Source organism: Citrobacter sp. Cpo100, assembly GCF_030332595.1.
In the GTDB taxonomy this organism is placed as follows: Bacteria; Pseudomonadota; Gammaproteobacteria; order Enterobacterales; family Enterobacteriaceae; genus Citrobacter; species Citrobacter portucalensis.
In genome coordinates this window covers 474,661-497,087 of record NZ_JAOWHM010000037.1, presented here as the reverse complement: position 1 = coordinate 497,087, position 22,427 = coordinate 474,661, and the positions used below count along the sequence as shown (strand labels likewise).

General features: G+C 49.5%; 16 protein-coding genes. 7 read left to right on the top strand and 9 right to left on the bottom strand.

What is annotated here, in order from left to right; genetic code table 11:
* Positions 1 to 40: 40 nt before the first annotated feature.
* The gene (locus tag OGX96_RS17905) at positions 41 to 1,228 is read left to right on the top strand and encodes an OmpP1/FadL family transporter (protein WP_060682211.1); all 1,188 of its coding nucleotides are present in this window, start codon (positions 41 to 43) and stop codon (positions 1,226 to 1,228) included.
* A 296-nt stretch (positions 1,229 to 1,524) separates the two neighbouring features.
* Here OGX96_RS17905 and OGX96_RS17900 read toward each other — a convergent pair whose 3' ends face one another.
* From OGX96_RS17900 to OGX96_RS17890, 3 genes are all read right to left on the bottom strand, one after another.
* Positions 1,525 to 2,007 carry a GNAT family N-acetyltransferase gene (locus OGX96_RS17900; RefSeq protein WP_198802197.1) on the bottom strand — a complete coding sequence of 161 codons (483 nt, stop codon included), beginning with the start codon at positions 2,005 to 2,007 and terminating at the stop codon, positions 1,525 to 1,527.
* Complete coding sequence (locus tag OGX96_RS17895) at positions 1,995 to 2,261, bottom strand: type II toxin-antitoxin system TacA family antitoxin (RefSeq protein WP_008784769.1); 267 nt, start codon at positions 2,259 to 2,261, stop codon at positions 1,995 to 1,997. Before OGX96_RS17895 ends, OGX96_RS17900 begins: the two co-directional genes overlap by 13 nt.
* Before the next feature lie 153 nt (positions 2,262 to 2,414).
* Entirely contained in the window at positions 2,415 to 4,397 is a 1,983-nt protein-coding gene (locus tag OGX96_RS17890; protein ID WP_198802199.1) for an alkyl/aryl-sulfatase, read from the bottom strand.
* A gap of 254 nt (positions 4,398 to 4,651) precedes the next feature.
* On the opposite strand from OGX96_RS17890, the gene OGX96_RS17885 reads away from it, so the two are divergent.
* A complete protein-coding gene (locus OGX96_RS17885) occupies positions 4,652 to 5,038 on the top strand; it encodes a KPN_03583 family lipoprotein (protein WP_008784771.1) in 387 nt (128 codons plus the stop codon).
* A 116-nt stretch (positions 5,039 to 5,154) separates the two neighbouring features.
* Here OGX96_RS17885 and OGX96_RS17880 read toward each other — a convergent pair whose 3' ends face one another.
* Positions 5,155 to 5,784, bottom strand: coding sequence for a winged helix-turn-helix transcriptional regulator (locus OGX96_RS17880; protein ID WP_008784772.1), 630 nt, complete (start codon positions 5,782 to 5,784; stop codon positions 5,155 to 5,157).
* A gap of 237 nt (positions 5,785 to 6,021) precedes the next feature.
* Positions 6,022 to 7,209, bottom strand: coding sequence for an OmpP1/FadL family transporter (locus OGX96_RS17875; RefSeq protein ID WP_103285213.1), 1,188 nt, complete (start codon positions 7,207 to 7,209; stop codon positions 6,022 to 6,024).
* 633 nt (positions 7,210 to 7,842) lie between these two features.
* On the opposite strand from OGX96_RS17875, the gene OGX96_RS17870 reads away from it, so the two are divergent.
* From OGX96_RS17870 to OGX96_RS17850, 5 genes are all read left to right on the top strand, one after another.
* Entirely contained in the window at positions 7,843 to 13,176 is a 5,334-nt protein-coding gene (locus tag OGX96_RS17870) for a peroxidase family protein (RefSeq protein ID WP_286583777.1), read from the top strand.
* A gap of 10 nt (positions 13,177 to 13,186) precedes the next feature.
* Positions 13,187 to 14,926: a type I secretion system permease/ATPase gene (locus tag OGX96_RS17865; protein WP_128611581.1), complete on the top strand. Its 1,740-nt coding sequence runs from the start codon at positions 13,187 to 13,189 to the stop codon at positions 14,924 to 14,926.
* The gene (locus OGX96_RS17860; RefSeq protein ID WP_194841943.1) at positions 14,926 to 16,254 is read left to right on the top strand and encodes an HlyD family type I secretion periplasmic adaptor subunit; all 1,329 of its coding nucleotides are present in this window, start codon (positions 14,926 to 14,928) and stop codon (positions 16,252 to 16,254) included. The genes OGX96_RS17865 and OGX96_RS17860 overlap by 1 nt, the downstream gene beginning before the upstream one ends.
* Positions 16,255 to 16,388: 134 nt before the next feature.
* The gene (locus OGX96_RS17855) at positions 16,389 to 16,676 is read left to right on the top strand and encodes a VF530 family protein (protein WP_286583774.1); all 288 of its coding nucleotides are present in this window, start codon (positions 16,389 to 16,391) and stop codon (positions 16,674 to 16,676) included.
* 12 nt (positions 16,677 to 16,688) lie between these two features.
* Positions 16,689 to 18,056, top strand: a complete 1,368-nt coding sequence (locus OGX96_RS17850) for a glycoside hydrolase family 10-like protein (protein WP_286583772.1) — start codon at positions 16,689 to 16,691, stop codon at positions 18,054 to 18,056.
* On the opposite strand, the gene OGX96_RS17845 is transcribed toward OGX96_RS17850, so the two are convergent.
* From OGX96_RS17845 to OGX96_RS17830, 4 genes are all read right to left on the bottom strand, one after another.
* Positions 18,053 to 18,571 (bottom strand): hypothetical protein, encoded by a 519-nt coding sequence (locus OGX96_RS17845; protein WP_071446395.1) that lies wholly within the window; start codon positions 18,569 to 18,571, stop codon positions 18,053 to 18,055. The genes OGX96_RS17850 and OGX96_RS17845 overlap by 4 nt on opposite strands.
* A 54-nt stretch (positions 18,572 to 18,625) precedes the next feature.
* Positions 18,626 to 19,897, bottom strand: a complete 1,272-nt coding sequence (locus OGX96_RS17840; RefSeq protein WP_286583770.1) for a type II toxin-antitoxin system HipA family toxin — start codon at positions 19,895 to 19,897, stop codon at positions 18,626 to 18,628.
* Complete coding sequence (locus OGX96_RS17835; RefSeq protein WP_032943458.1) at positions 19,890 to 20,204, bottom strand: helix-turn-helix domain-containing protein; 315 nt, start codon at positions 20,202 to 20,204, stop codon at positions 19,890 to 19,892. The genes OGX96_RS17840 and OGX96_RS17835 overlap by 8 nt, the downstream gene beginning before the upstream one ends.
* 176 nt (positions 20,205 to 20,380) lie before the next feature.
* Entirely contained in the window at positions 20,381 to 22,327 is a 1,947-nt protein-coding gene (locus tag OGX96_RS17830; protein WP_286583768.1) for a methyl-accepting chemotaxis protein, read from the bottom strand.
* Between the last annotated feature and the right edge of the window lie 100 nt (positions 22,328 to 22,427).

The following is a 22,427-nucleotide window of genomic DNA, read 5'->3' as shown; positions in this document are numbered from 1 at the left end:
GCTAACTACTTCAATAATGAAGAAATTCTGCAGGTGGCATATGAAAAAATTGACCTTGATTTATCTTAGTCTTTTTTGTTCGCCGTTAGCACAAGCTAGCGCACTCTATTTTTATGAAATAGGCACCGAAGATACGGCTTTGGCAGGGGCGGGGCAGGCAGCGCGTGCGCAGGATGCCTCCACCATCGTGACTAACCCCGCAGGAATGACGCGACTTCCGGATCATATGTTCACCGGTGGATTACAGGCAATGGATGGTGATGTGTCCTACACCCTTGAAGACGAGACGGGGCGTAAAAGCCCCGGTGACATCATGCGCTTCTTTCCAAATGCCAGCGCATTCTATGCCCAGAAGGTGAATGACGATCTTTATGCTGGTATTGGGCTATACGGAAATTACGGTCTGGGGATCGATTTTGGCAATTGGTCCGGCGACCGGCTGATTAAGAAAAGCACCATGGTTGCGATGACGCTCAGTCCATCGCTGGCTTATAAGCTTAGTGACAGGGTTTCCGTTGGGGGCTCTGTTAACGTCAATTACGGTTTTCTGTCACTTACTCGAAATGTTGATGGCAACGATGAAAAAGAAAAGGATCATGACTGGGCGATGAGCTATCGTCTGGGATTATTGATGGAACTGACCGATCAAACCCGGGCCGGTATCGCCTGGACCAGCAAAACTGAGTACGATTTTGATATTGACGGCAAAGCGCGTTTCCCGAACTTACCGAACGTGGAATACGATTTGCCTATTTCTGCGCAGGTACGTGCTCCACAGCAGATTATGTTAAGTCTGGTTCATGACATTAATAAACAGTGGTCAGTGATGGGCGATCTTGGCTGGCAGGACTGGAGTCAGTTCGGCGCGCCGCAAATAACGGTGGTCGGGCAAGAAGTTGATAAGTCCAGTCGTCTTAAGGATTCGTGGCATACGGCTTTAGGTGTGCAATTTCGACCTACGGAACAATGGCGTTTGAATGCGGGCGTAGCTTTTGATAGTACGGTCTATAATTCGCAAAGCGATGTGGCGCTGACGTTGCCGACCGGTGATGAATGGCGATTTGCTACCGGAGCGCAATATCAAATTACACCACAAAGCAATATCGGTGCTGCTGTGTCGTATCTGCATATGCAGTCGTCCCACGTACAGTCACCATCAATTTATCAGGGGAGTTACGATAATCCGTATCTGTGGTTTGCCAGTGTGAACTACAGTTATCAGTTTTAATGTTCAGTGAAGTGAGAGTCGCGGTGGAATTGTAGAAGACATAAAACAGCTATTTGCATAACCAGCTGTAGTCGAGAGCCATCATCCAGAACTGTTAGCGCTGTTGAGGCAACTGTGCTTGAAAGGGTTTTGAGGCGTCATTATTGAGCAGCACAAGGATGACCATAAAACATCAGATTCAGCCTTTATCTACGTTAGTGCGCATAATGTATATTATGTTAAATACAATTTGATACGTACTCAGTTAAGTCCCCATGTGGCCCACGTTGGCCATTGACCTCCTCTGCTCATTACAATCATGAAAGCCTGAGAAACAGAGTTCGTTCCTGCAGTTGAGATGCTTTGAATCCGTGGTGAAGATAAAAACGTTTAGCTTCGTCTGTGAGCGCATGCACCATAACGGCACGCACGCCAATATTTTCTGCCACTTTGTAACACCGCAGTACCGCATCGTGAAGCAGATCGGCCCCTAACCCTTTTCCACGAACAGAAAGATCTACGGCCAATCTGGCAAGGATAATTACGGGGATTGGATCTGGCATGTTACGCCGAAGATTGCCTGTTGCTTCTGTGTGGTTGACGCTACCAGTGGCCAGTGAATAAAAGCCAGCGACTTTTCGCGTGTCTGTTTTGCAGACAACAAACGTCCTGGCTGCGCCGAGAGCCTGATTTTTTAGCCCTTTTTGCTTTAACCAATCATCGAGAACAATTTCTCCGCTGACAAATTCCGCCAATTGATGAATGTGAGTTAGCGGCTCTGGTGCGGTTACAAATCCCACTGTGGTTTCCTTGCCAGTAGCTTCCTGATAGCGGGATCTTCGGCAACCGGAGCATCAAGCATCTCGATAAACTCAGCGTATTGTTCATCATTAAAATTAAACACTCGGCGATCGAGAATAACGTTCTCTGCCGCCTGGCAGGCCATTTCCAGAATAAAGTCTGTACGCGATTTATGTAGAATCTCTGCGGCCGCATCAATAAGCGCGCGTTGGGATTCTTTAGCTCTAAGGTTGAGCTGGACATCTGATTTCATTATTAAGCCTCTTGTATAGCAATTGCTTTACAAGCATACCATAAGGCTTATGTATAGCAACTGCTATACAGTCTCTTACAACTCAATACTCTGATAAGCAACAATAAAAAACCCGCCAGTGCTGGCGGGTTATGGCATGGTTTGGCTCTAAAGTTAAGGCGTTACCATGTTAAACCAGAAATCAAAGCTATCTAAATACCCGAGGAACTCATCAAGCTTGGCATGATTGCCGGAAATTTGTACATCACCCTTCTCTTCTGCCTGTTGCAGCGATTCTTCCTTGAGAATAATTTTGTTCAACGTTGCACGGTTAAGCGTAATGGAGGCATCAGCATTGCTGGCCTGTGCATCAGCGCTATGGTTAAGAACACCGTTTTCCAGTTCCAGTTTGTATTTACCGCCGTCAGCACCTAAATCGACGTTGAAGACTGCCTGCGCATTTGCTGCTTTTTCTCCGTTAATATGTACCGCGAGATAATCAAAGAACATCTCAGGTGACATGGCCTTAACGGTATCCGGGCTGGCGGTATTTGGTGTCGCGCCTTTTACCACACCGTTGCGTAATTCTTGTGCACCCGTCAGATAAAAATTACGCCATGGACCGGACTCAGCCTGGTAACCCATTTGTTCAAGGGCATCGGCTTCCAGATTACGGGCTTCTTTATTGCTCGGATCAGCAAAAACGATATTGTTAGTGACTTGCGCCACCCAACGGTAATTGCCCTGGGCGTAATCCGTTTTCGCTTTTTGCATGATTGCATCGGCGCCGCCCATATAATCGACATATTTCTTCGCGGCATCAACGGGCGGTAATTCATTCAGTGTTGCCGGATTACCATTGAACCAGCCGAGGTAAAAGACATACGTTGCTTTCACATCATGGCTGACAGAACCATAGTATCCACGGCTGGCCCATGATTTTTCCAGGCCAGACGGCAGTTTGAAGTTAGCGGCGATTTCGTCACGGGTCAGCCCCTGGTTAGCCATGCGCAGCGTCTGATCGTTGATGTAACGGTACATATCACGCTGACTTTTCATTAACTTCACCACATTTTCATTACCCCAGGTCGGCCAGTGATGCTGAGCAATAATAATGTTTGCCTTTCCACCCCAGCGGCCAATAACGTCATTGATATATTTTGACCATGCCAGCGGATCGCGGATCTTCGCGCCACGTAATGAATAAGTGTTATGCAGCGTATGGGTGACATCCTCTGCAGCTTCGATCATTCCCTTCTCTTCTACATACCACAGCATTTCAGAAGGTGCTTCCGATCCCGGCGCCATCATGAAATCATAGGTTAGACCGTCGATAACTTCTTTCTGCCCGGTGTGGGTAATATAGTTAGTGGGTTCAATCAGCGTCACCGTACCGGCGGAGGTTGTCGTTCCCAGACCCGCACCGACCTGACCTTTTGCATCCGGTTTCAACAGATTGCCATACATGTAACTGGCTCGGCGACTCATGGCGTTACCTGCCATAATATTTTCAGATACAGCTTCCTTCATAAAACCAGCCGGTGCATATACCTTCACTTTACCGGACTTCACATCCGCTTCATCAATCACGCCGCGGACGCCACCGTAGTGGTCAACATGGCTGTGCGTATAAATGACGGCAACAACGGGTCTTTTACCGCGATTCTTATAATAAAGGTCCATTCCCACTTTCGCGGTTTCTGCCGAGACAAGCGGATCAATGACCGTAATACCCTCTTTCCCTTCCATAATTGTCATATTCGAGAGATCAAGATTACGGATTTGATACACGCCATCGGTGACCTGGAACAAGCCGCCAATATTGATCAACTGCGACTGACGCCACAGGCTTGGATTAACCGTGTCGGGGGCTTTTTCGCCCTCTTTGATAAAGGCATATTGCTGAGGGTCCCAGACAACATTTCCCTGCTTCCCTTTAATCAATTCATTGGGAAGCGGAGCAATAAAACCTTTATGAGCGTTCATAAAATCGGTTTTATCAGTGAATGGCAATTGACCATATAAGGCGTCATTCGCACTTTTGGTCTGAGCAGTCGCATCTTTTGCCCCTTCCTGTGCCAATACAGGTAGTGATATTAATGATGTTGAACACACACCAGCCAAAGCCAGATAACTTACTAGTTTATTAAGTTTCATAAATCCTCGCTAATAATATATTATCAAGAAGAAAGAAACCCTGCTGCTCTGATTGCTGAGAAGCTTCCTTAATACTGTATTTATCAGGTTTCTATGATCTAATGCTCGTAGGCTAACATGGTCTTCTGAAACAATGTAATGCAATGACATTTATTTTTAAATTTCCTTTTGTTTTTATTTAAACAAAATAGCTGTAGACACCTGACTGTATAAAAAGATAATGGCTGGCATCCATTGTCTTTAGAACACTATATATGCGCACTCTCTATCTACTTCTCATCACTGGGATACTTTCTGGCTGTAATACTTCTCCCCCAGAGAAAGTTGTTAAGATCAATAAAATGGTGATCCCTGTTGTTCAGGCACAACCCGAGTCAAAATCAAGTAGTGACTCGGCATCCCTGTCCTTATATCAGGATAATAAACAGCAAATTGAAAACGTCGTGAGTTCGTTAAAAAATGAATATCTTCATGAGGTTAAGCCAAGAGAGATGTTTGACGTTCATAGCCAGGCATACCAGGTTTATGCTTCTTTAACCAAGCTCGAACAAATGCAGCAAATGAACAATTTTTATTATAAGGAGCATAATCAAACAGGACTGTTAAGCATTAATCAGTCCGTGAACTCTCTTATTGAATAACAAGAAGTCCTCCTCAGAGAATGATGAGGAGGTTTTTTTACGATTGATATATGGCATGCTACTACAATAGAATATTAAAGTTAGATAATCGATTTGTAACTTGTTTGTGGGTTTATTTAAAATCGCTCAGGCAATTTATTGATGGAAGTAAGATACCCTCCGCGTTCAAAATCAATATACCCTCCTTTTTTTAACGCAGATACAACATTTAAAACACTGCTGCGCGATAAGTGGGTCCGATCCTGAATATAATCCAAAATAGAAACTCGCTTGCGCGTCTCTTCCGGCAACAAAATCATCTCTTCGAGGTGGTTACGTATCACTGAATAAGTACGCTGCTGTACGACTAAATCATCACGATAAAAGAGATAACCCGTATGATATGAAAGCACTGCCGCCGCATCTTCCCACAAGCCTTGTTGATGAAAGAGTTCTCGTGCTTTATCGGCATCGACGCGTAATAAGGTTGATTCAGCTTCAGCGCGCAATAAATGGCCGTGTACCGGTTGGATCATTTCGGCAATACCGAACAGATGGGGTTCATAGACGGTCACGATTAACAGACCATCAGAAGAACGTAAAATGGACAGCTCCCCTTGCAAAAAAAGGTAGAGTTGAGGCTTATTCTTGTATTTCCACATGATACGCCGCCGCGGCACAACCTTCATCTTTTCTGCAATCGGTTCAAGTGCTTGCATTAAACGTTGTATGCTTTGTTCTGGGCGTACCGGAGGTGAAATTTGCATAATCAAACCTGTATTATTTAGATTGAAAACAATATGCTTTTACCTATATTCCATGAAGGTAGTACAGATTCATATTAAAACCATAAATAGCTCAATAATAAAAGTACAAATTTGTTTTTATTTAAACGAGCGTGTGTGATACGACCACCAGCAGACGGTTACCAGACACTGTCGGATAGATAATCCGCTATGGTGACTATTAACAATGCGTGAGATATTTAATCGGGAATAACGGCGCTAGAATTGATAGCTGTAGTTGACACTGGCAAACCATAACCACGGGTTCTTATACTGGCCTGCAAAGATATCAGATTTGACGTTGGACGACTGCATGTGCAAATACTCAACGGCAACGCCAATATTGCTGGCTGGCGTAATCTGGTACTGTGCACCGGTGGCAAGTCGCCATTCATCGCCGGTTGGCATCGAAAGCGCTACATCACTTTGCGATTTGTACGGTGAACTGTCATACGCAATACCGGCATTAATGCGCCACTGCTCATCGGGATGATATTGCACGCCCAACGCTGTATGCCATGTATCTTTCAGACGATTATCACGATCGCTTTGCTGACCATTTATTGTAATCTGCGGGCTGCCAAACTGACTCCAGTCCTGCCAGCCAAGATCGCCCATCACTGACCATTGACAGTTGATATCGTGAACCAGACTAAACATCACCTGCTGCGGAGCACGGACTTGTGTGGAGATCGGCAGATCATATCCAATATTAGGTATATTGGGAAAACGCGCTGTCCCGTCAATATTGAAATGATAATCAGTCTTGCTGGTCCAGGTTACACCCGCCCGAGTATTGTCAGTTATGTCCATTAATAACCCAAGGTGGTAATTCATCGCCCAGTCATGATCGCTTTGTTTCTCATCGTGGCCATCGACATCTCTGCTTAGCGACAGAAAACCATAGTTTAGCCCTGCAGCTGCGCCAACCGACACCTTATCACTTAGTTTCCATGCAACGGCGGGACTCAGCGTCATCGCAACCATGGTACTTTGTTTAATTAACCGATCCCCTGCCCAGTTGCCGAAGTCGATACCTAACCCATAGTTGCCGTACAAACCCAAACCGGCAGAAACGGTATCACTCAGCCGTTGCGTATAAAACATGCTGGCATTGGGGAAAAGCGTCATTACATTACCGGGGCTTTGTCTGCCATCTGTCGTATTATTCAGCGTATAGGGAATATCTCCGCCCATCGCCTGTAATCCTCCGGTGACCATATGGTCAGGTAAACGAGTCATCCCCGCAGGGTTCGTTAACAGCGTAGAGGCATCCTGAGCACGAGCGGCCTGCCCTGCACCAGCCAGTGCGGTATCCTCCGTTCCGATTTCATAGAAATAGAGCGCACTGGCGTGACCGACCGACGAAAAGATCATCCCGGAGAGAAAAATTATATTTTTTTTCATTGTATTACCTGTTTGGAGAGGTCGTTCTTTACTAAACGTAGGGTCAGCTATCACACGGTATTGATTTATGCTAATAGCATAATCAGGCATCAGGAATGATGTCGTGTTAAATTTCATCCAATATTAAATTTTATAATTCAACACAATGACATCTTAAAAGTCGACTTAATGAGAACTCTTCTTAATAAGTGATTTGACATGAATTCTAATGTAAAGAAATGAAAATTTAATCTTTTCATAAAAAAGTATGAGTGAAGTCGTCAACGGAAAAACCATAGTTATGATCATCACATAACTGTAATATGCGTTTTAAAAAGTAAAACCTTTACAGCCTTGAGGAGACCTTGTCTTCTCAAAACTGCGCGTCTCGAATATACCTTTAATTTCAATGGGGCACGATGATCATCAACCGCTCAAACCTAATATATAAGTGAGGTGCATATCTTACTGTGCTAACTAAATTTCAGGAGAATAATGCTAATCAAGTCGTAGATACTTCATTTTTTTAAATATGGAGTTTTAATCATGCAATAACAATCAGGTATCTTATACGACTCATTCTTCTGTCAATTTTTGTAAGTGGAAGAAAAGAGTGATGATAGCTAATACAGGTAAAGATAGGGGTAATGACTTATGGCCTCACAATATGACTTTACTGTCACTCTGCACGATCTTGCTTTTATTCTTAAGCAGATCAAAATATCCGAAGCGGCAACTAACCCGGATGGCAGCGTTAATGCTGAATTGCTTAGAGAATTAGTTTCCAGTCCGCTATTGCCTTATGGACTTCGCACGGTAGATGGTTCATGGAATAATCTTCTACCGGGTCAGGAGTTATATGGCTCTGCCGACCAGACAATGCCGAGATTAACCGCGTTAAACTGGCAAGATGCGGACCAAATGACCAGTTATATCCAAATTGGTGGCACCGTTATTGATGCCGACCCACGTATTATTAGTAACTTAATTTCCGATCAAACGGCATCTAACCCAGCCGCACTGGAGGTATTTAACGCGTTAAAAGATGCTCCCGGCGGGGGGACTATTACAGGAGACGGAGAAACGTTATCCATTCCTAACCAGTCTCCCGATATCGGTCTCTCCCCTGCTTTTAACGGCTGGATGACCTTCTTTGGCCAGTTTTTTGACCACGGTCTGGATTTGATTCCCAAAGGAGGCAACGGTATCGTTTTCATTCCGCTACAGCCAGATGACCCTTTATATGTGGAAGGGTCGTCAACAAACTTTATGCTACTAACCCGGGCTACGGTGGATGAAAATCGAGAGACAGTAAACCTGACGACCCCCTTCATCGACCAAAACCAAACCTACACCTCCCATCCTTCACATCAAATTTTCATCCGCGAATTCGTCATTATTGATGGGAAACCTGAGCCTACCGGGAATTTATTAGGCGGTGCGAACGGTGGACTGGCGACCTGGGCCGACGTTAAAAACCAGGCTGAAACCCTGCTTGGCATTAAACTCACCGATCAGGATGTGTTTAATGTTCCCCTGCTGGCGACGGATCGCTATGGTAATTTGATTTTAAGTGAAAATGGAAAGGTACAGATTGTTACCACCGGCGGACTGGTTGAAGCCAACGGCGGTCTGTTGCCTGAGGGAACATTCCGCACCGGCCATGCGTTTCTTGATGATATTGCGCATACTGCCGCGCCAAAAGCGGGTCTGCTGGCAGATGATGACACTGCGATTGGGGGCGAAGGAGCGCAACCGGCAGGAACCTATGATAACGAACTGCTCGATCGTCACTTTATTACCGGTGACGGGCGTGGGAACGAAAATATAGGTTTAACCGCGGTGCACGCCGTTTTTCACAGCGAGCATAACCGTCTGGTTGAGCAATATAAAACAACACTGCTGGAAACCGGTGATATCGACCTCATTAATCAGTGGTTGATGCCCAATCATCAAATCACGGAATTACCTGCCGATACCAGTACGCTGGTATGGAACGGTGAGTACCTATTCCAGGCAGGCCGCTTCTCCACGGAAATGCAATATCAGCACCTCGTATTCGAGGAGTTTGCCCGTACCGTACAACCCGCCGTCGATCCGTTTGTTTTCTCCAACACGGCGGATATAAACCCGATGATCTTTGCCGAGTTTGCGCATGTGGTTTACCGTTTTGGGCATTCAATGCTGACAGAAACCGTGGCGCGCACCGACATTGATATGCAAAGCGGCGATATTGACCTGATTTCAGCATTCCTGAATCCGGTAGCATTTAATCAAATCAACGGGGCCACCGTCACGGACGATCAGGCTATTGGCGCAATTGTGCGTGGTATGACGCGTCAGGTGGGTAACGAAATTGATGAATTTATTACCGATGCTCTGCGTAATAATCTCATCGGCCTGCCCCTCGATTTAGGCGCGCTTAATATAGCCCGTGGCCGTGACACCGCAATGCCGACGCTGAACCAGGCCCGCGAGCAGTTTTTTGCATTAAGCGGTGATAGTCAACTGAAGCCTTATACCAGTTGGGCTGACTTCACTACCTACCTGAAAAATCCCGCTTCAATCATTAACTTTATGGCCGCCTATGGTCAGCATGAGCTGATCCTCAATGCCACCAGCCTTGAAGGTAAGCGTGCAGCGGTAAACTTCCTGTTGTTTGGTGATGCTAACAATGCCCCGCCTGCGGATGCGATGGATTTCTTTAACAGTACCGGAGCGTGGGCAACCAAAGAGACCGGCCTGAATATGGTCGATTTCTGGATTGGCGGGCTGGCAGAGCGCAAAAATGAATTTGGCGGCATGCTCGGCTCAACCTTCAACTTCGTCTTTGAAACACAAATGGAAATGCTTCAGGACGGCGATCGTTTCTACTATCTGAGCCGCGTTCAGGGATTGAACTTACTCAATGAACTGGAGGCCAACTCGTTTTCCGCACTAGTAATGCGTAACAGCGATCTTGGTGATGAGGGATCCTCCCACCTGCCCGCAAATCTGTTCCAGACACCGGACCATATTTTTGAAGTGAACCGCGTGCTGCAAACGGAAATCGACCCGAAATGGGGTAATCCGCTGAAGGATCTGCTCTCGCCGTTGTTGGTGCGTCGCGACCCAGGTGTGGATGTTGACGGCGATAGTTTTGCCGATGGCGGGTATCTGAAATATACCGGCGATGGGCATGTGGTGCTTGGAGGGACGGCAGGCAATGATACGTTAATCGGCGGTAAAGGGATCGACAGTCTGTGGGGTGATGGCGGAGATGACCGACTGGACGGCGGCGACGAAGCAGACGTGGTCCATGGCGGTGACGGTGATGACATTATTACCGATACCGGTACGCCTGTTGGTGATGCGGACTTCCTGCACGGTGATGCCGGACATGACGTTATCTTCTCCGGTAACGGAAACGATCTGGTCTTTGGTGGCAGTGGTAGCGACTTCGTGGTGGTCGGCGAAGATGCACAGGAGGTCTTCTCGGGTCAAGATAACGACTTTGCGCTTGGCGGCTCAGGTGGTGATTTCCTGATGGGCAACGAAGGCGATGACTGGCTGGAAGGCGGTGACGGGTTTGACACGCTGGCGGGTGACAACTCCGAGTTGTTCTTCAACAGTACCATTATCGGTCACGATGTCCTCAACGGTCAGGGTAACGACACCGACTACGATGGCGAAGCCGGTGACGACATCATGGTTCAGGGCGCGGGGATCCAGCGCAATAATGGCATGGCCGGTTTCGACTGGGCTATCCATAAAGGCGACCCAAATGGCGCTAACTCTGACCTTGGGATCCCTATTTTCGTCAACCAGCAGGAGTTTATTCTACGCGACCGTTTTGATCTTGTTGAAGGGCTGTCGGGCTGGAAATACGACGATATCCTGACCGGGACAGAACAGCCGATAGGTACTGCGCCTGTTCAGGGCGTTCCCCTCTCTAACAACCTGACCCAGGAAGGTGCGGATCGGATCACCGGTTTACAGGCTATTCTCGGCGTAGAGCGTTCTACAAATCCGGACGCGGTGCTCCTGAATCCTGATGATGGTAGCGATATTTTACTCGGCGGTGGCGGTAGCGACCGCATTATGGGTAAAGCCGGTAACGATATCATTGATGGTGATGCATGGCTCAACGTGCGTATTGCCGTTACGGGTATGGCAGGGCTCACCAGCGCCGAAGGTATGGCTGAACTGAAATCGTACATGCTGGCCGGCACGCTGAAACCGAATCAACTGTCGATTGTGCGAGAAATCCTGCATGAAGGTAACGGCACGGAAACTGACGTCGCGGTGTACCGTGATGTCAGCAGCAACTATGTCTTTACCCGTATGGCAGACGGTAGCCTGCGCGTCGATCACGCCACGCCGGATGCCGCGCTGAACCTGAATGATGGCATCGATCGTCTGTTGAACATCGAAAAACTGGAGTTTGGCGATGGGAAGCAGCTGTGGGTGACGGGGCAACAAGCGACGGGCGATCTTACCATCAGTAACCCTAACCCTTCGGTGGGCGACCTGCTGCGCGTCAACGTGGCGAACTTGCTGGATGGTAACGGGCTTGCGGCGGATGTGGCCATCACCATGACCTGGCAGGCATTCGTCAACGGCCAATGGCGAGATCAGGCAACCGGCGTTGAGTTCAGAGTGCCTGGTGCTATTCAGGGCGCACCGCTGCGTGTGGTAGCCAGCTTTAACGACCGCATGGGTGACGCTGAAACCCTGGTGTCGGCACAAACTCAGGCGATCCTACCGCGAAATCAGGCCACGACTGGTGTGCCGGTAATTAACGACCTCACCCCAACTGAAAGCCTGACGCTGACCGCGGTGGTTTCAGGCATTGCTGACGCCGATGGTCTGAGCGGCGGTAATTTCACTTATCAATGGAGAATGAGTTCGCCAACCGGATTCGTCAACATTAACGGTGCGACTTCCGCCACCTATACGCCGGGCCAGGCTATGGTTGGCAGAACGTTGCAGGTGGTCGTTACCGTCGTCGACGATGAAGGCAACCCCCCTGTTGTCCTGACGTCGACCACCACCCAGCCCGTGGGCGATCTGATTGTGGGTACCAACGGGGCTAACACCCTCGTCGGTACTGCCTGGAGCGATATCCTACGCGGTGAAGGCGGTAATGACACCTTACTCGGCGGTGCAGGTGACGATCTTCTCATTGGCGGTGCGGGAAACGACAACCTCTCTGGTCAGGCGGGGCAAGATATTCTGCAAGGTGATGCCGGTAATGACACGCTTGATGGCGGGCTTGGTGCCGACAGTATGACCGGCGGCACGGGCGATGATACCTACATTGTTGATGATTTCGGTGATGTAGTTATCGAAGGTGTGAATGGTGGCACGGACGTTGTCCGAACCAACCTCAGCAGCTACGACCTCACCGATAACGTGGAAGAACTGGTATTTACCGGCAGTGGTAGTTTTATCGGTACCGGTAATGCCATTGCGAACACCATTACGGGAGGGACCGGTAACGACTATCTGTTCGGCATGGGCGGTAACGACCAGTTGTTTGGTGGTATCGGGAATGACTTCCTCGATGGCGGAGATGGCGCTGATAATCTGCAAGGTGGAGTTGGCAACGACGTCATGATTGGCGGTGCGGGCGCGGATACCCTTTCCGGCGGTAGCGGGGACGATATTCTTAATGGTCAGGAAGGTAACGACATTCTGGACGGTGGTGCCGGGAGCGATATCTTTGCCTTTGGCGCCAACTTTGGGCAGGACCGAATTACCGGTTTTGACAGTAACCCCAACGGCGGGCAGGACTTCCTTGATCTCGTCTTGTTAGGTATCAACGCGGGTAATTTTGCCAGCAGCGTGTCTATCACCGGAAACAATGGCAACACCATTGTGACTATCGGTACAGATACCATCACATTGGTGGGCGTCAACTCAACCACCGTGAATATTGGTGACTTTTATCTGGAAATGCCCACTACCCTTGCCAGTAACAACGGCAATAGTTCATTGATCGTATAAGGAGAAGACTATGTCGCGCCAGCATACGCCAACAGAACTGAATGATGCATTAAAGGGAACGAAGCCCACTTTTCTGATGCTGTTGTTTTTTAGTTGTGTGATTAATATGCTTATGCTGGCGCCGGCAATTTATATGCTACAGGTATACGACCGTGTGCTGGTCAGTAAAAATACCACCACGCTGTTAATGTTGACCTTATTGATTGTCGGCTTGTACATCGTTATTGCCATGATTGAATCTGCCCGCGCGCAGGTTATGGTCAGACTTGGCAACCGGCTTGATATAAAGCTAAGCCAGTTGGTCTTTAACGCAGCCTTTAAAAGAAAGATGGTTACCGGCGATAACAACCCGGCGCAATCTTTAGCCGAGCTGGATCAGGTTCGTCAGTTTCTTTCCGGGAATAGTCTATTCGCCTTACTGGATATTCCCTGGACGCCGATATATCTGTTCATCGCCTTTTTGGTCCATCCCCTGCTGGGATACCTTTCTCTCGGCGGAATAACGTTATTATTCATTCTGACGCTGGTATCTGAAATCTCTACCAAGCGCCCGATTCAGCAAGCGCACGCCTTAACCATTAACAATGCCAGCAAACTGAATAAACAGCTGCAAAACGCCGATGCCATTGAGGCGATGGGGATGCTTTCGACCCTGAAGTCCAACTGGCAGGAGCAACATAACAAAGTGCTGGCACTACAAACGCAGATTGCCGACAAAACGGCCGGGTTAAGCAGCCTCAGCCGCTTTGTGCGGGTGTTGCTGCAATCTATTGCGCTGGGCGCAGGGGCTTTACTGGTGATCGGCGGCCATATTACTCCGGGCTTGATGATCGCCGCCTCGATCATTCTTGGCCGCGTCCTCAACCCGGTAGAACAAGTTATTGGCAGCTGGAAGCAGTTCGTGCAGTTTCGTAGCGCGTGGCATCAGCTCTCAACCTTGCTGAAGGAGTATCCTGCACCGAAAGAGGTACTGACCCTGCCGCGTCCGAACGGCAACATCAGCGTCGAAAGCGTCTTCGCCGCTGCCCCCGGCCAGCCTTCCCCGCTACTGCGTAATATCTCATTCCAGCTGGAGCAAGGTGAAGTTCTGGGGATTATCGGCCCCTCAGCCTCAGGGAAAACCTCGCTGGCAAAGGTTCTGGTTGGCGTCTGGAAACCGATATCAGGGAAAGTCAGATTAGACGGCGCAGATATTTGTCAGTGGGATAAAGCGCTGCTGGGCCCGTCTATTGGCTATCTGCCGCAGGATGTGGAACTGTTTGACGGTACCATCGCGCAAAACATTGCCCGCTTCGCGCAGAATGACAGTGAGCTTATCGTCGCCGCCGCATTACTGGCAGGCGTTCATGAGATGATCCTGCGCTTGCCACAAGGTTATGACACGCTGTTGGGCGCAGGCGGATACCAGCTCTCCGGCGGACAGCGGCAGCGTATCGGGCTGGCACGCGCCGTGTATAACAATCCTGCGTTCATCGTGCTTGATGAACCGAATGCTAATCTTGACGACGCGGGTGAATTTGCACTCGTTAAAGCCATCAATACCCTGCGTACACAGGGACAAACTACCGTCATTATCTCACACCGTCCGACGCTGCTCGGCGTGGTCAATAAGGTTTTGCTGCTTAACGATGGCGCCATACAGGAGTTTGGTACCCGCGATCAGGTTTTTGCCCATTTGCGTCAGGCCAACGTACTGAAACCGGTGGCTACGCCTTCTCCATCCACGACTGAACAGCAACGTGAGGCCTGATGATGAAAAAGAATCCCCACAACACGGCATCTGCTGGCGTAGATACCAATATCTGGTCGCCGATTATCCGGGGCGTGATCGTCATTGTGCTTGGTGTCGGTAGTTTTATCCTCTGGGCAGTGCAAGCTCCGTTAGATGCGGGCGTGGTCGCTGATGGTACGGTAACCGTATCGAGTAACCGCAAAACCATTCAGCATCTGAGCGGCGGTCGGGTAACGGATATCTTTATCAAAGAAGGCGACTTCGTGAAGAAAAATCAGGTTCTCGTCCGGTTGGATAAAATGCAGCTCGAAATGCGTTTCAGCGCGTTAAATGCCCAGTATATTTCTGCAAAAAGTATCGAAGATCGCCTGTTGGCAGAACGCGATGGCCTGGAAGCGATCCGCTTTAATACGACGCTGACGCAGCAATTCTCTGGCAATAAACGGCTGACAGAAGTCAGAAATCTGCAGGCCAAGCTTTTCGATACGCGTCGCAAAACGATTCAGGACGAACTGTCGATGATTGAGGAGACGCTCGATGGTCTGGTTGGGCAAACGGATAATCTCAATAAAATAAAAGGTTATCGCGACCACCAGTTTTCTCTGATTAACCGGGAGTTGGGGGCTATTCGCGCGCTGAGCGAAAAGAACTATTACCCCAAAGCGCAATTACTGGTGCTGGAGCGCGAGGCGGCTGAAATATCTGGCAGCGTTTCAGAAGATATTCTTAACATTGCCAAACTGAAATCGCAGCAAAACGAATTAAAAATTAAAGCCTACCAGGTGCGTCATCAATATTTACGTGAAGTTGAGTCTGAACTGACGGAAAACCAAAAAGAAGTGGCAATGCTGGAGGATGAACTGGTGTCCACCCGTCACGAGCTGGATAACACCGAGATCCGCTCACCGATTAACGGTATCGTGCTGGATGTTAAAGTCAGTACCGTGGGCGGCGTCATTCAACCCGGCGAACATCTTATGGATATTGTCGCCGCCGGACAACCCATGCAAATTGATGCCAAAATACCCGTGCATGCCATTGATAAACTGGTCCCCGGCTTAACCGTTGATGTGCTTTTCCCTGCCCTTAACCATGCCCTGTTGCCGTCGGTTCCGGCCCGGGTTCTGACTATCTCGGCGGACCGCTTAATTGATGAAACCACTCAGCAGCCTTACTACCTTGCGGAAGTACAGGTTTCAGCAGAGGGCGCGCGTTTGCTGGGCGATTACAAAATTAAAGCGGGAATGCCTGCCAGCGTGACGATCAAGACCGGTGAACGAACCCTGATGAGTTACCTGTTTAAACCGTTGATTGCCCGTCTGGAACTGGCTTTTAAAGAGTATTGAGCCATCCATTGCCGGTATGGCGTACGGCTTGTCGCGCCATACCGCTTTCTGCCGTTGCTGGCAGCTTTGCTTTCTTGTAACCTTCTTCCCGTCACACTACTGACAAAATCTGGAACCACTGAACTGGACTTCATATGAATGCTCATATTTCTAAAGACCCTTTACATGGCGTAACGCTTGAAATGCAGGTCAATGCCCTGGTTGAACGTTATGGTTGGGCTGAACTGGCGCAACGCATTAATATCAACTGCTTTAAAAATGAACCGAGCGTTAAATCCAGTCTGAAGTTTCTGCGCCGTACGCCGTGGGCGCGGGCAGAAGTTGAAGCGCTGTACCTTGATTCGCTGCATGACCTGGCCTCAAACAACATCCCCGAACCGGCCTTCGATCCCTGGGCTAACAGCCGTAATAAAAAGAAATAAGAGCAAAATCAGATGGCAGCATCCGGTTTCTTTTCAGGAAATTATCAAAAAAAATTGGCGAAGATTCTCGCCCGTTCTCGTGCCAGACTACCGCTGACCAACATGAAATGGTTTGCTGTACTCGTGGGCAGTATGTTGTTACTGGGCAGCTGTTCTTCACAACCGCCCGGCCCCAAAACCGCTCCGCTACCTCCGGTGAGCAAACCACAGCAGAGCAAGGAGCCAGTGCGCGGGATCTGGCTGGCGACGGTTTCACGTCTTGACTGGCCGCCTATCTCATCCGTGAACATCAGTTCGCCTGCCGTACGCATCAGCCTGCAGCAAAAAGCGCTGACGGATAAGCTGGACAACCTGAAACGGCTTGGTATTAACACCGTTTTTTTCCAGGTTAAGCCCGATGGGACCGCATTGTGGAAGTCAAAGATTCTACCGTGGTCAGATACCCTGACCGGTACGATTGGCCAGGATCCGGGTTACGATCCGCTGCAGTTTATGCTCGATGAAGCGCATAAACGCGGAATGAAAGTTCATGCCTGGCTTAACCCCTACCGCGTGTCCGTAAACACCAAACCTTCGACGGTCACTGAATTAAACAGCACGCTGTCACAGACGCCGTCCAGCGTATACGTCCTGCATCGGGACTGGATCCGCACTGCGGGCGAGCGTTTTGTGTTAGACCCCGGTATTCCCGACGTGCGCGACTGGATCACCAGCATCGTGGCGGAAGTGGTTGAGAATTACCCGGTTGACGGCGTGCAGTTTGATGATTACTTCTATACCGAATCTCCCGGCTCTGCGCTCAACGACAGCCAGACCTTCAGAAGATACGGCCAGGGATTCGCTTCCAAGGCTGACTGGCGTCGCGATAACACGCAACGGCTGATTGCCCAGGTATCGCGGACCATCAAGAAACTTAAGCCTGAGGTTGAATTCGGCGTCAGTCCTGCGGGCGTGTGGCGCAACCGTTCGCACGATCCAGCGGGCTCCGACACGCGCGGCGCGGCAGCGTATGATGAGTCGTATGCAGACACCCGCCGTTGGGTGCAACTAGGTTTACTGGATTACATTGCACCGCAACTCTACTGGCCTTTTGCCCGTGACGCAGCGCGTTACGATGTACTGGCAAAATGGTGGGCAGATGTCGTGAAATCAACCAACACCCGCCTCTACATTGGTGTAGCGCTGTATAAAGTTGGTGAACCATCGAGAAAAGAGCCAGACTGGACGGTAAAAGGCGGTGTGCCGGAACTGAAAAAGCAGCTCGATTTAAACGAATCCGAACCGTACATCAACGGCACGATCCTATTTCGCGAAGATTATCTTAATCAACCTCAAACGCAGGAAGCCGTGACCTATATTCGTAATCGTTGGGGACGTTAATAGTTGTCCTGAGTGGGAAGTCTGAGCCAGACGCTCACGTAGCGGGTAAATTTCCCCACAAAAACGCCGGCGAACATGCCGCCTGTAATGATAGCCAGAGCGCTCATTGCGGGTTGACGTAAAACGTCGGGAGCAATGGCGTTAAGTACGCCAAGAACGTACTTAACGCCGAATGCCAGCAGCATAAATGGCAATGCGGAATAATCTGCCGGACGATGAATACTCCGCGGTGCGCTACTGCGGCTCAAACGGTCTGGGTTAATTAATATGTAGCCAATTATCGCGCCGCTGATAATACCTATCGTCCACTGGATATAGGTAATGAGGGTCGGGTCGCGATAAGTTATTAAATCGTAGATATCCCAGAACAGAAAAATAGCCGGGATCAGCGCCAGCTTTTCCAGCGTGACGGTGGCGGGTGTTCTGGCTTTAATCCCTCTGTAAAGTAGAAAGGCAAACAGCAGATACACCCAAACTGGCGTGTGTTCCAGCATACCCAAGACAAATTCAGCCATAACATTGCCCCGCTCAGATTTAATTCTTCGCTAAGTGTAGCGGCTGTATCTGCGTTACCGGGACATTAACCGACGGACATTATCATCAATTTGTTTCTGAATCGTCTTCAGCGTGGATTGCGTTATCTGATCGGGGTATTTGTCCCTGGCGATAGCGCTCAATGCCGTGGCAAAGTGACAGACTTTTTCGATTATGCCGTTAACATGGTCAGCAGATAACTCAGCTTCCTGAACGCCAAGCGACTGAAGGTGCTTTCTTTCGATATCCAGCGCCTCTCCCAGCACGTCCATTTGGTGATACCCGCCAGGCCCTTCGCACCAGGTGACATCGTAAGCCGGAGCCAGAGTCCAGTCTCCATCGGCTGACATTAAATAGGCAAAATTCTTCGGATGATCGTCGCGGTTGTTAAATGCCACGTTGAAAACCACGCGTTCGAACGCTTTTGCCTTTTCTCTGACATCATTGGTACAAATCTGCGTGGCGCGCAGAAAATCCCGGTAGTCTAAAGCGCCGGGTATCTGGTAATTTGCCCCGGTAAGTGCCGCCAGGCTCTGCATAGGAATACGTATCGACTGGTCACGGTCGAAACGGCGAGTGGCAAATGCCGCCTGTCCGCCGGGCAGATTGAAATACGCAGTATCGGGCGTGGTGATCCCACATTGGCGCAAGCATTCAGCATAAACCGCTTCGATGGCACATACCTCAGCATGCTCATGCCTGGCGGGAAATTTAATCAGCCAGCTTTCGCTCCCGGGTAGCGGCGCCGTGGTGAATTTAGACGTGACAGTGTCACGATAAAGTAACGCCTTAGGCCTTGCTCCCTGTGGCGAACCGCCCATCTGGAGTAGTTTTTGCAAGAATTCCCCGCCTTCGCCGCTCAGGACCTCCTGAACCTCAGCGGCCAGTTGTGCGAGAGGAACATCCTCTTTTGACAGCGTCTCGACATCTGACTGAACGGGCTGAAATGTCATGGCGCCCATCGCGTTGTTGCCGACCCAGGTTAAGCGCTCCAATGGACCGATGCGTGCTGCGTTGAGCCCGCGGCGTTTAAATAGTCGGTCCATCAACAGCATGCCCCAGCCGTCAGGTAGCGAATCATAGACTGGCCCAGGTAATCCCAACTGATGAGCCGGGAAATCCCTGCGTAAACGGGGACCGTTCAGCGGTAACATCAGTCGGGACAGTTCCAGCCCCTTACGTAAGGCCTCTTCACTGTATTCAAAGGCGATCAACGGACGTCCGGTCAGGGCTGTGGAAGACACCAGTTTGCCCCACAGCCATTTCTCACCCCAGCCTTCATAGAAGACATCAACTTGCTCAGGCATCAGAATTTTTCCTTTTGATCCGCTGACGTGCCGCGCTCTTTTCGTAACGCAAAATATCATCCAGACTATCAATCCTGGGTTTGAATAACCCCTCCAGTGCATCGCCATAGCCTAACACCATCGCGACTTTGACCAGATTCTCAAATCCTACATTTTTCCCCGCTTCCAGATTCGACACGGTATTCACACCGACCCCTGAACGCGCGGCGACATCAGCCTGCGTCATTTGCCGGGCGAGTCGTTCTTTACGTAATCTGTCGCAAAGCAGTTTGACGATATCAGCTGCAGTATTTAGCGTTAAATCCATAATATTGGCTCTTATTGGGATAAAAACGACTTTACACCCAATATTATAGAGTTAAGTTGGGAATGATTCAAAATCTTATAAGACACAATAAAAGGGAGTTAAACCGGAAAATCTTGCTTAAGGTACATTATACTGGAGTTATCCGGGCACAAGGTCTGTACCCGGATATGGTGTGGTTATCCGGCAACGCCAGGCTCAGGTAATCTGAATGACGAAACCAGCATTGCCAGTTGTTCCGCCTCCTCTTTCAGCGCCTGCGTCCGTGCTGCGGCATCATCAATTAATGAGGCGTTTTGCTGAACGGTGCTGTCCATTTCGGTAACGGCCAGCGTAACTTCGGAAACGCCCTTACGTTGTTCTTCACCCGCAACGCGTATTTCCCCCATCAACTGGCGCACCTGACGCACATTGTTGACCAGTTCTCCCAGACGCTCACCGGCATTGTGAATTTGCTGACTTCCGCTACCAACATGAGAAACGGATTCATCAATCAACGTTTTAATTTCCTGGGCGGCGGTGGCACTGCGCTGAGCCAGCGTGCGCACTTCGGAGGCCACGACGGCAAACCCTCTGCCAGCATCGCCCGCTCTGGCTGCTTCAACCGCGGCATTCAGGGCGAGAATATTGGTCTGGAACGCAATGCTGTCGATGACCGCGACAATTTCCACCATTCTGCCGGATGAGGCGCTGACGTTATCCATTGTTGAGATCACGCCCTGCATCACATCGCCGCAGCGGTTGGCCGTTTGCGCGGTGCTATCGGATAGCTCATCCGCCAGTTGTGTATTACTGGCGTTTTGCTGAACGGTCGCATTTAACTGCTCCATAGCCGCCGAACTCTCTTCCAGCGCAGCGGCCTGCTGCGTTACGCGAGATGAAAGCTCCATATTACTGTCAGCCAGGCTAACGGCGTTATTCGCTACCACTGTGCTACTGCTTCTGACGGTGATCAGGATGGCCGAGATTTTATCGACGAACAGGTTAAACGCCTCGGCGATAGCCGAAATCTCGTCTTTGCCACGAACATCCAGACGACGGGTAAGATCGCCTTCTCCCTGCGCGATGTCATCAAGTGCCTGACGGGTATCATCGAGACGCGAAATCAGTCGACGAACCACCAGCCATGATCCCACCAGCAACAGCGTCATGATAGGGATCAATACTTCCAGAACGTCCTGCATCATCACTTTGGCAAGACCGACAATACGAGATTCCGGGGTTGCAAGTCCTACGACCCAGCCGGTATCTGGCATCGGGAACAGCATTACCTGTGACGCGGTATTCAGGACGTTGTCGTTTGCCAGCGTGATAGTCTTCACCCCATCTGTCGGGCGCAAAGATTTCAGACCGTTTTGCACCGGGATAAGCCACTGCGCGCTTTGCGCCAAATCGTTAATGGTTTTATATTTTGCCAGGTCGGCCTGCGGGAAATAGAGAATTTGTCCCTGCTTGTCTACCACAAATGCGTAACCACCGGTGCTGTTTCCCTGCTGCTGCATGAAAGTGGCGACGTTATCCAGACGGATATCAGTGGTAGCGACACCGGCAAACTTGCCCGCCTGTTGATAAGGCACGCTGCATGTCACCATGTTGACGCCTGAACTGGCATCCTGGTAAACGTCAGACCATAAACAGCTGTTTTGTGAATGGCCTTTGGCCAGTTGATACCAGCTTTCATTGTGGTATCCACTCGATCCTTCGACGTTATAATCATTGGAATACACCAGCTTTCCTTCAGCATTCCGCGCCCAGAAAAAGCTTCTTTTCTCCACACCTGCGGTGAAGGCGTCTGGTTCTGGCCAGATGCCGCCGCCGGTTATAATCGAGTCTTTACCTTCACCAATAAGATGCGGAACAACGCTTTGGTACAGTGATTCATCGTTAGGCAACACTTCAGCCAGTCGCGACAGGCTGACGGTCTCACCTTCAATTCGGGACAATACGGTACTCAACTGACGGGTTAAACCTTGCCCTGTTTCTTCGATCAGAGCGGTGTTGATTTCAACGACGCGCGGCTGACCGCGCCAGAGCATAATCACCACGATAACAAGGGTCGTTACTGCAAGCAGCAGAATGCCGCCGATGGTTAAACGCGTTGAAATACGAGTAGGATACCAGGCCATACAAACTCCTTCTGCAAAAGGCTAACTTTTATCCAGTATCGGCACAGGCGTTTATATCTTTATAAAGTTTTCTTAAGTATCACAAAACAAATTAGTGACA

What these genes read in the sequence shown, in the direction of transcription:
- OGX96_RS17905 (WP_060682211.1), top strand. Translation starts at nt 41, where the DNA reads ATGAAAAAATTGACCTTGATTTATCTTAGTCTTTTTTGTTCGCCGTTA.
- OGX96_RS17895 (WP_008784769.1), bottom strand. Translation starts at nt 2,261, where the DNA reads ATGAAATCAGATGTCCAGCTCAACCTTAGAGCTAAAGAATCCCAACGC.
- OGX96_RS17890 (WP_198802199.1), bottom strand. Translation starts at nt 4,397, where the DNA reads ATGAAACTTAATAAACTAGTAAGTTATCTGGCTTTGGCTGGTGTGTGT.
- OGX96_RS17885 (WP_008784771.1), top strand. Translation starts at nt 4,652, where the DNA reads ATGCGCACTCTCTATCTACTTCTCATCACTGGGATACTTTCTGGCTGT.
- OGX96_RS17880 (WP_008784772.1), bottom strand. Translation starts at nt 5,784, where the DNA reads ATGCAAATTTCACCTCCGGTACGCCCAGAACAAAGCATACAACGTTTA.
- OGX96_RS17875 (WP_103285213.1), bottom strand. Translation starts at nt 7,209, where the DNA reads ATGAAAAAAAATATAATTTTTCTCTCCGGGATGATCTTTTCGTCGGTC.
- OGX96_RS17870 (WP_286583777.1), top strand. Translation starts at nt 7,843, where the DNA reads ATGGCCTCACAATATGACTTTACTGTCACTCTGCACGATCTTGCTTTT.
- OGX96_RS17865 (WP_128611581.1), top strand. Translation starts at nt 13,187, where the DNA reads ATGTCGCGCCAGCATACGCCAACAGAACTGAATGATGCATTAAAGGGA.
- OGX96_RS17860 (WP_194841943.1), top strand. Translation starts at nt 14,926, where the DNA reads ATGATGAAAAAGAATCCCCACAACACGGCATCTGCTGGCGTAGATACC.
- OGX96_RS17855 (WP_286583774.1), top strand. Translation starts at nt 16,389, where the DNA reads ATGAATGCTCATATTTCTAAAGACCCTTTACATGGCGTAACGCTTGAA.
- OGX96_RS17850 (WP_286583772.1), top strand. Translation starts at nt 16,689, where the DNA reads ATGGCAGCATCCGGTTTCTTTTCAGGAAATTATCAAAAAAAATTGGCG.
- OGX96_RS17845 (WP_071446395.1), bottom strand. Translation starts at nt 18,571, where the DNA reads ATGGCTGAATTTGTCTTGGGTATGCTGGAACACACGCCAGTTTGGGTG.
- OGX96_RS17840 (WP_286583770.1), bottom strand. Translation starts at nt 19,897, where the DNA reads ATGCCTGAGCAAGTTGATGTCTTCTATGAAGGCTGGGGTGAGAAATGG.
- OGX96_RS17835 (WP_032943458.1), bottom strand. Translation starts at nt 20,204, where the DNA reads ATGGATTTAACGCTAAATACTGCAGCTGATATCGTCAAACTGCTTTGC.
- OGX96_RS17830 (WP_286583768.1), bottom strand. Translation starts at nt 22,327, where the DNA reads ATGGCCTGGTATCCTACTCGTATTTCAACGCGTTTAACCATCGGCGGC.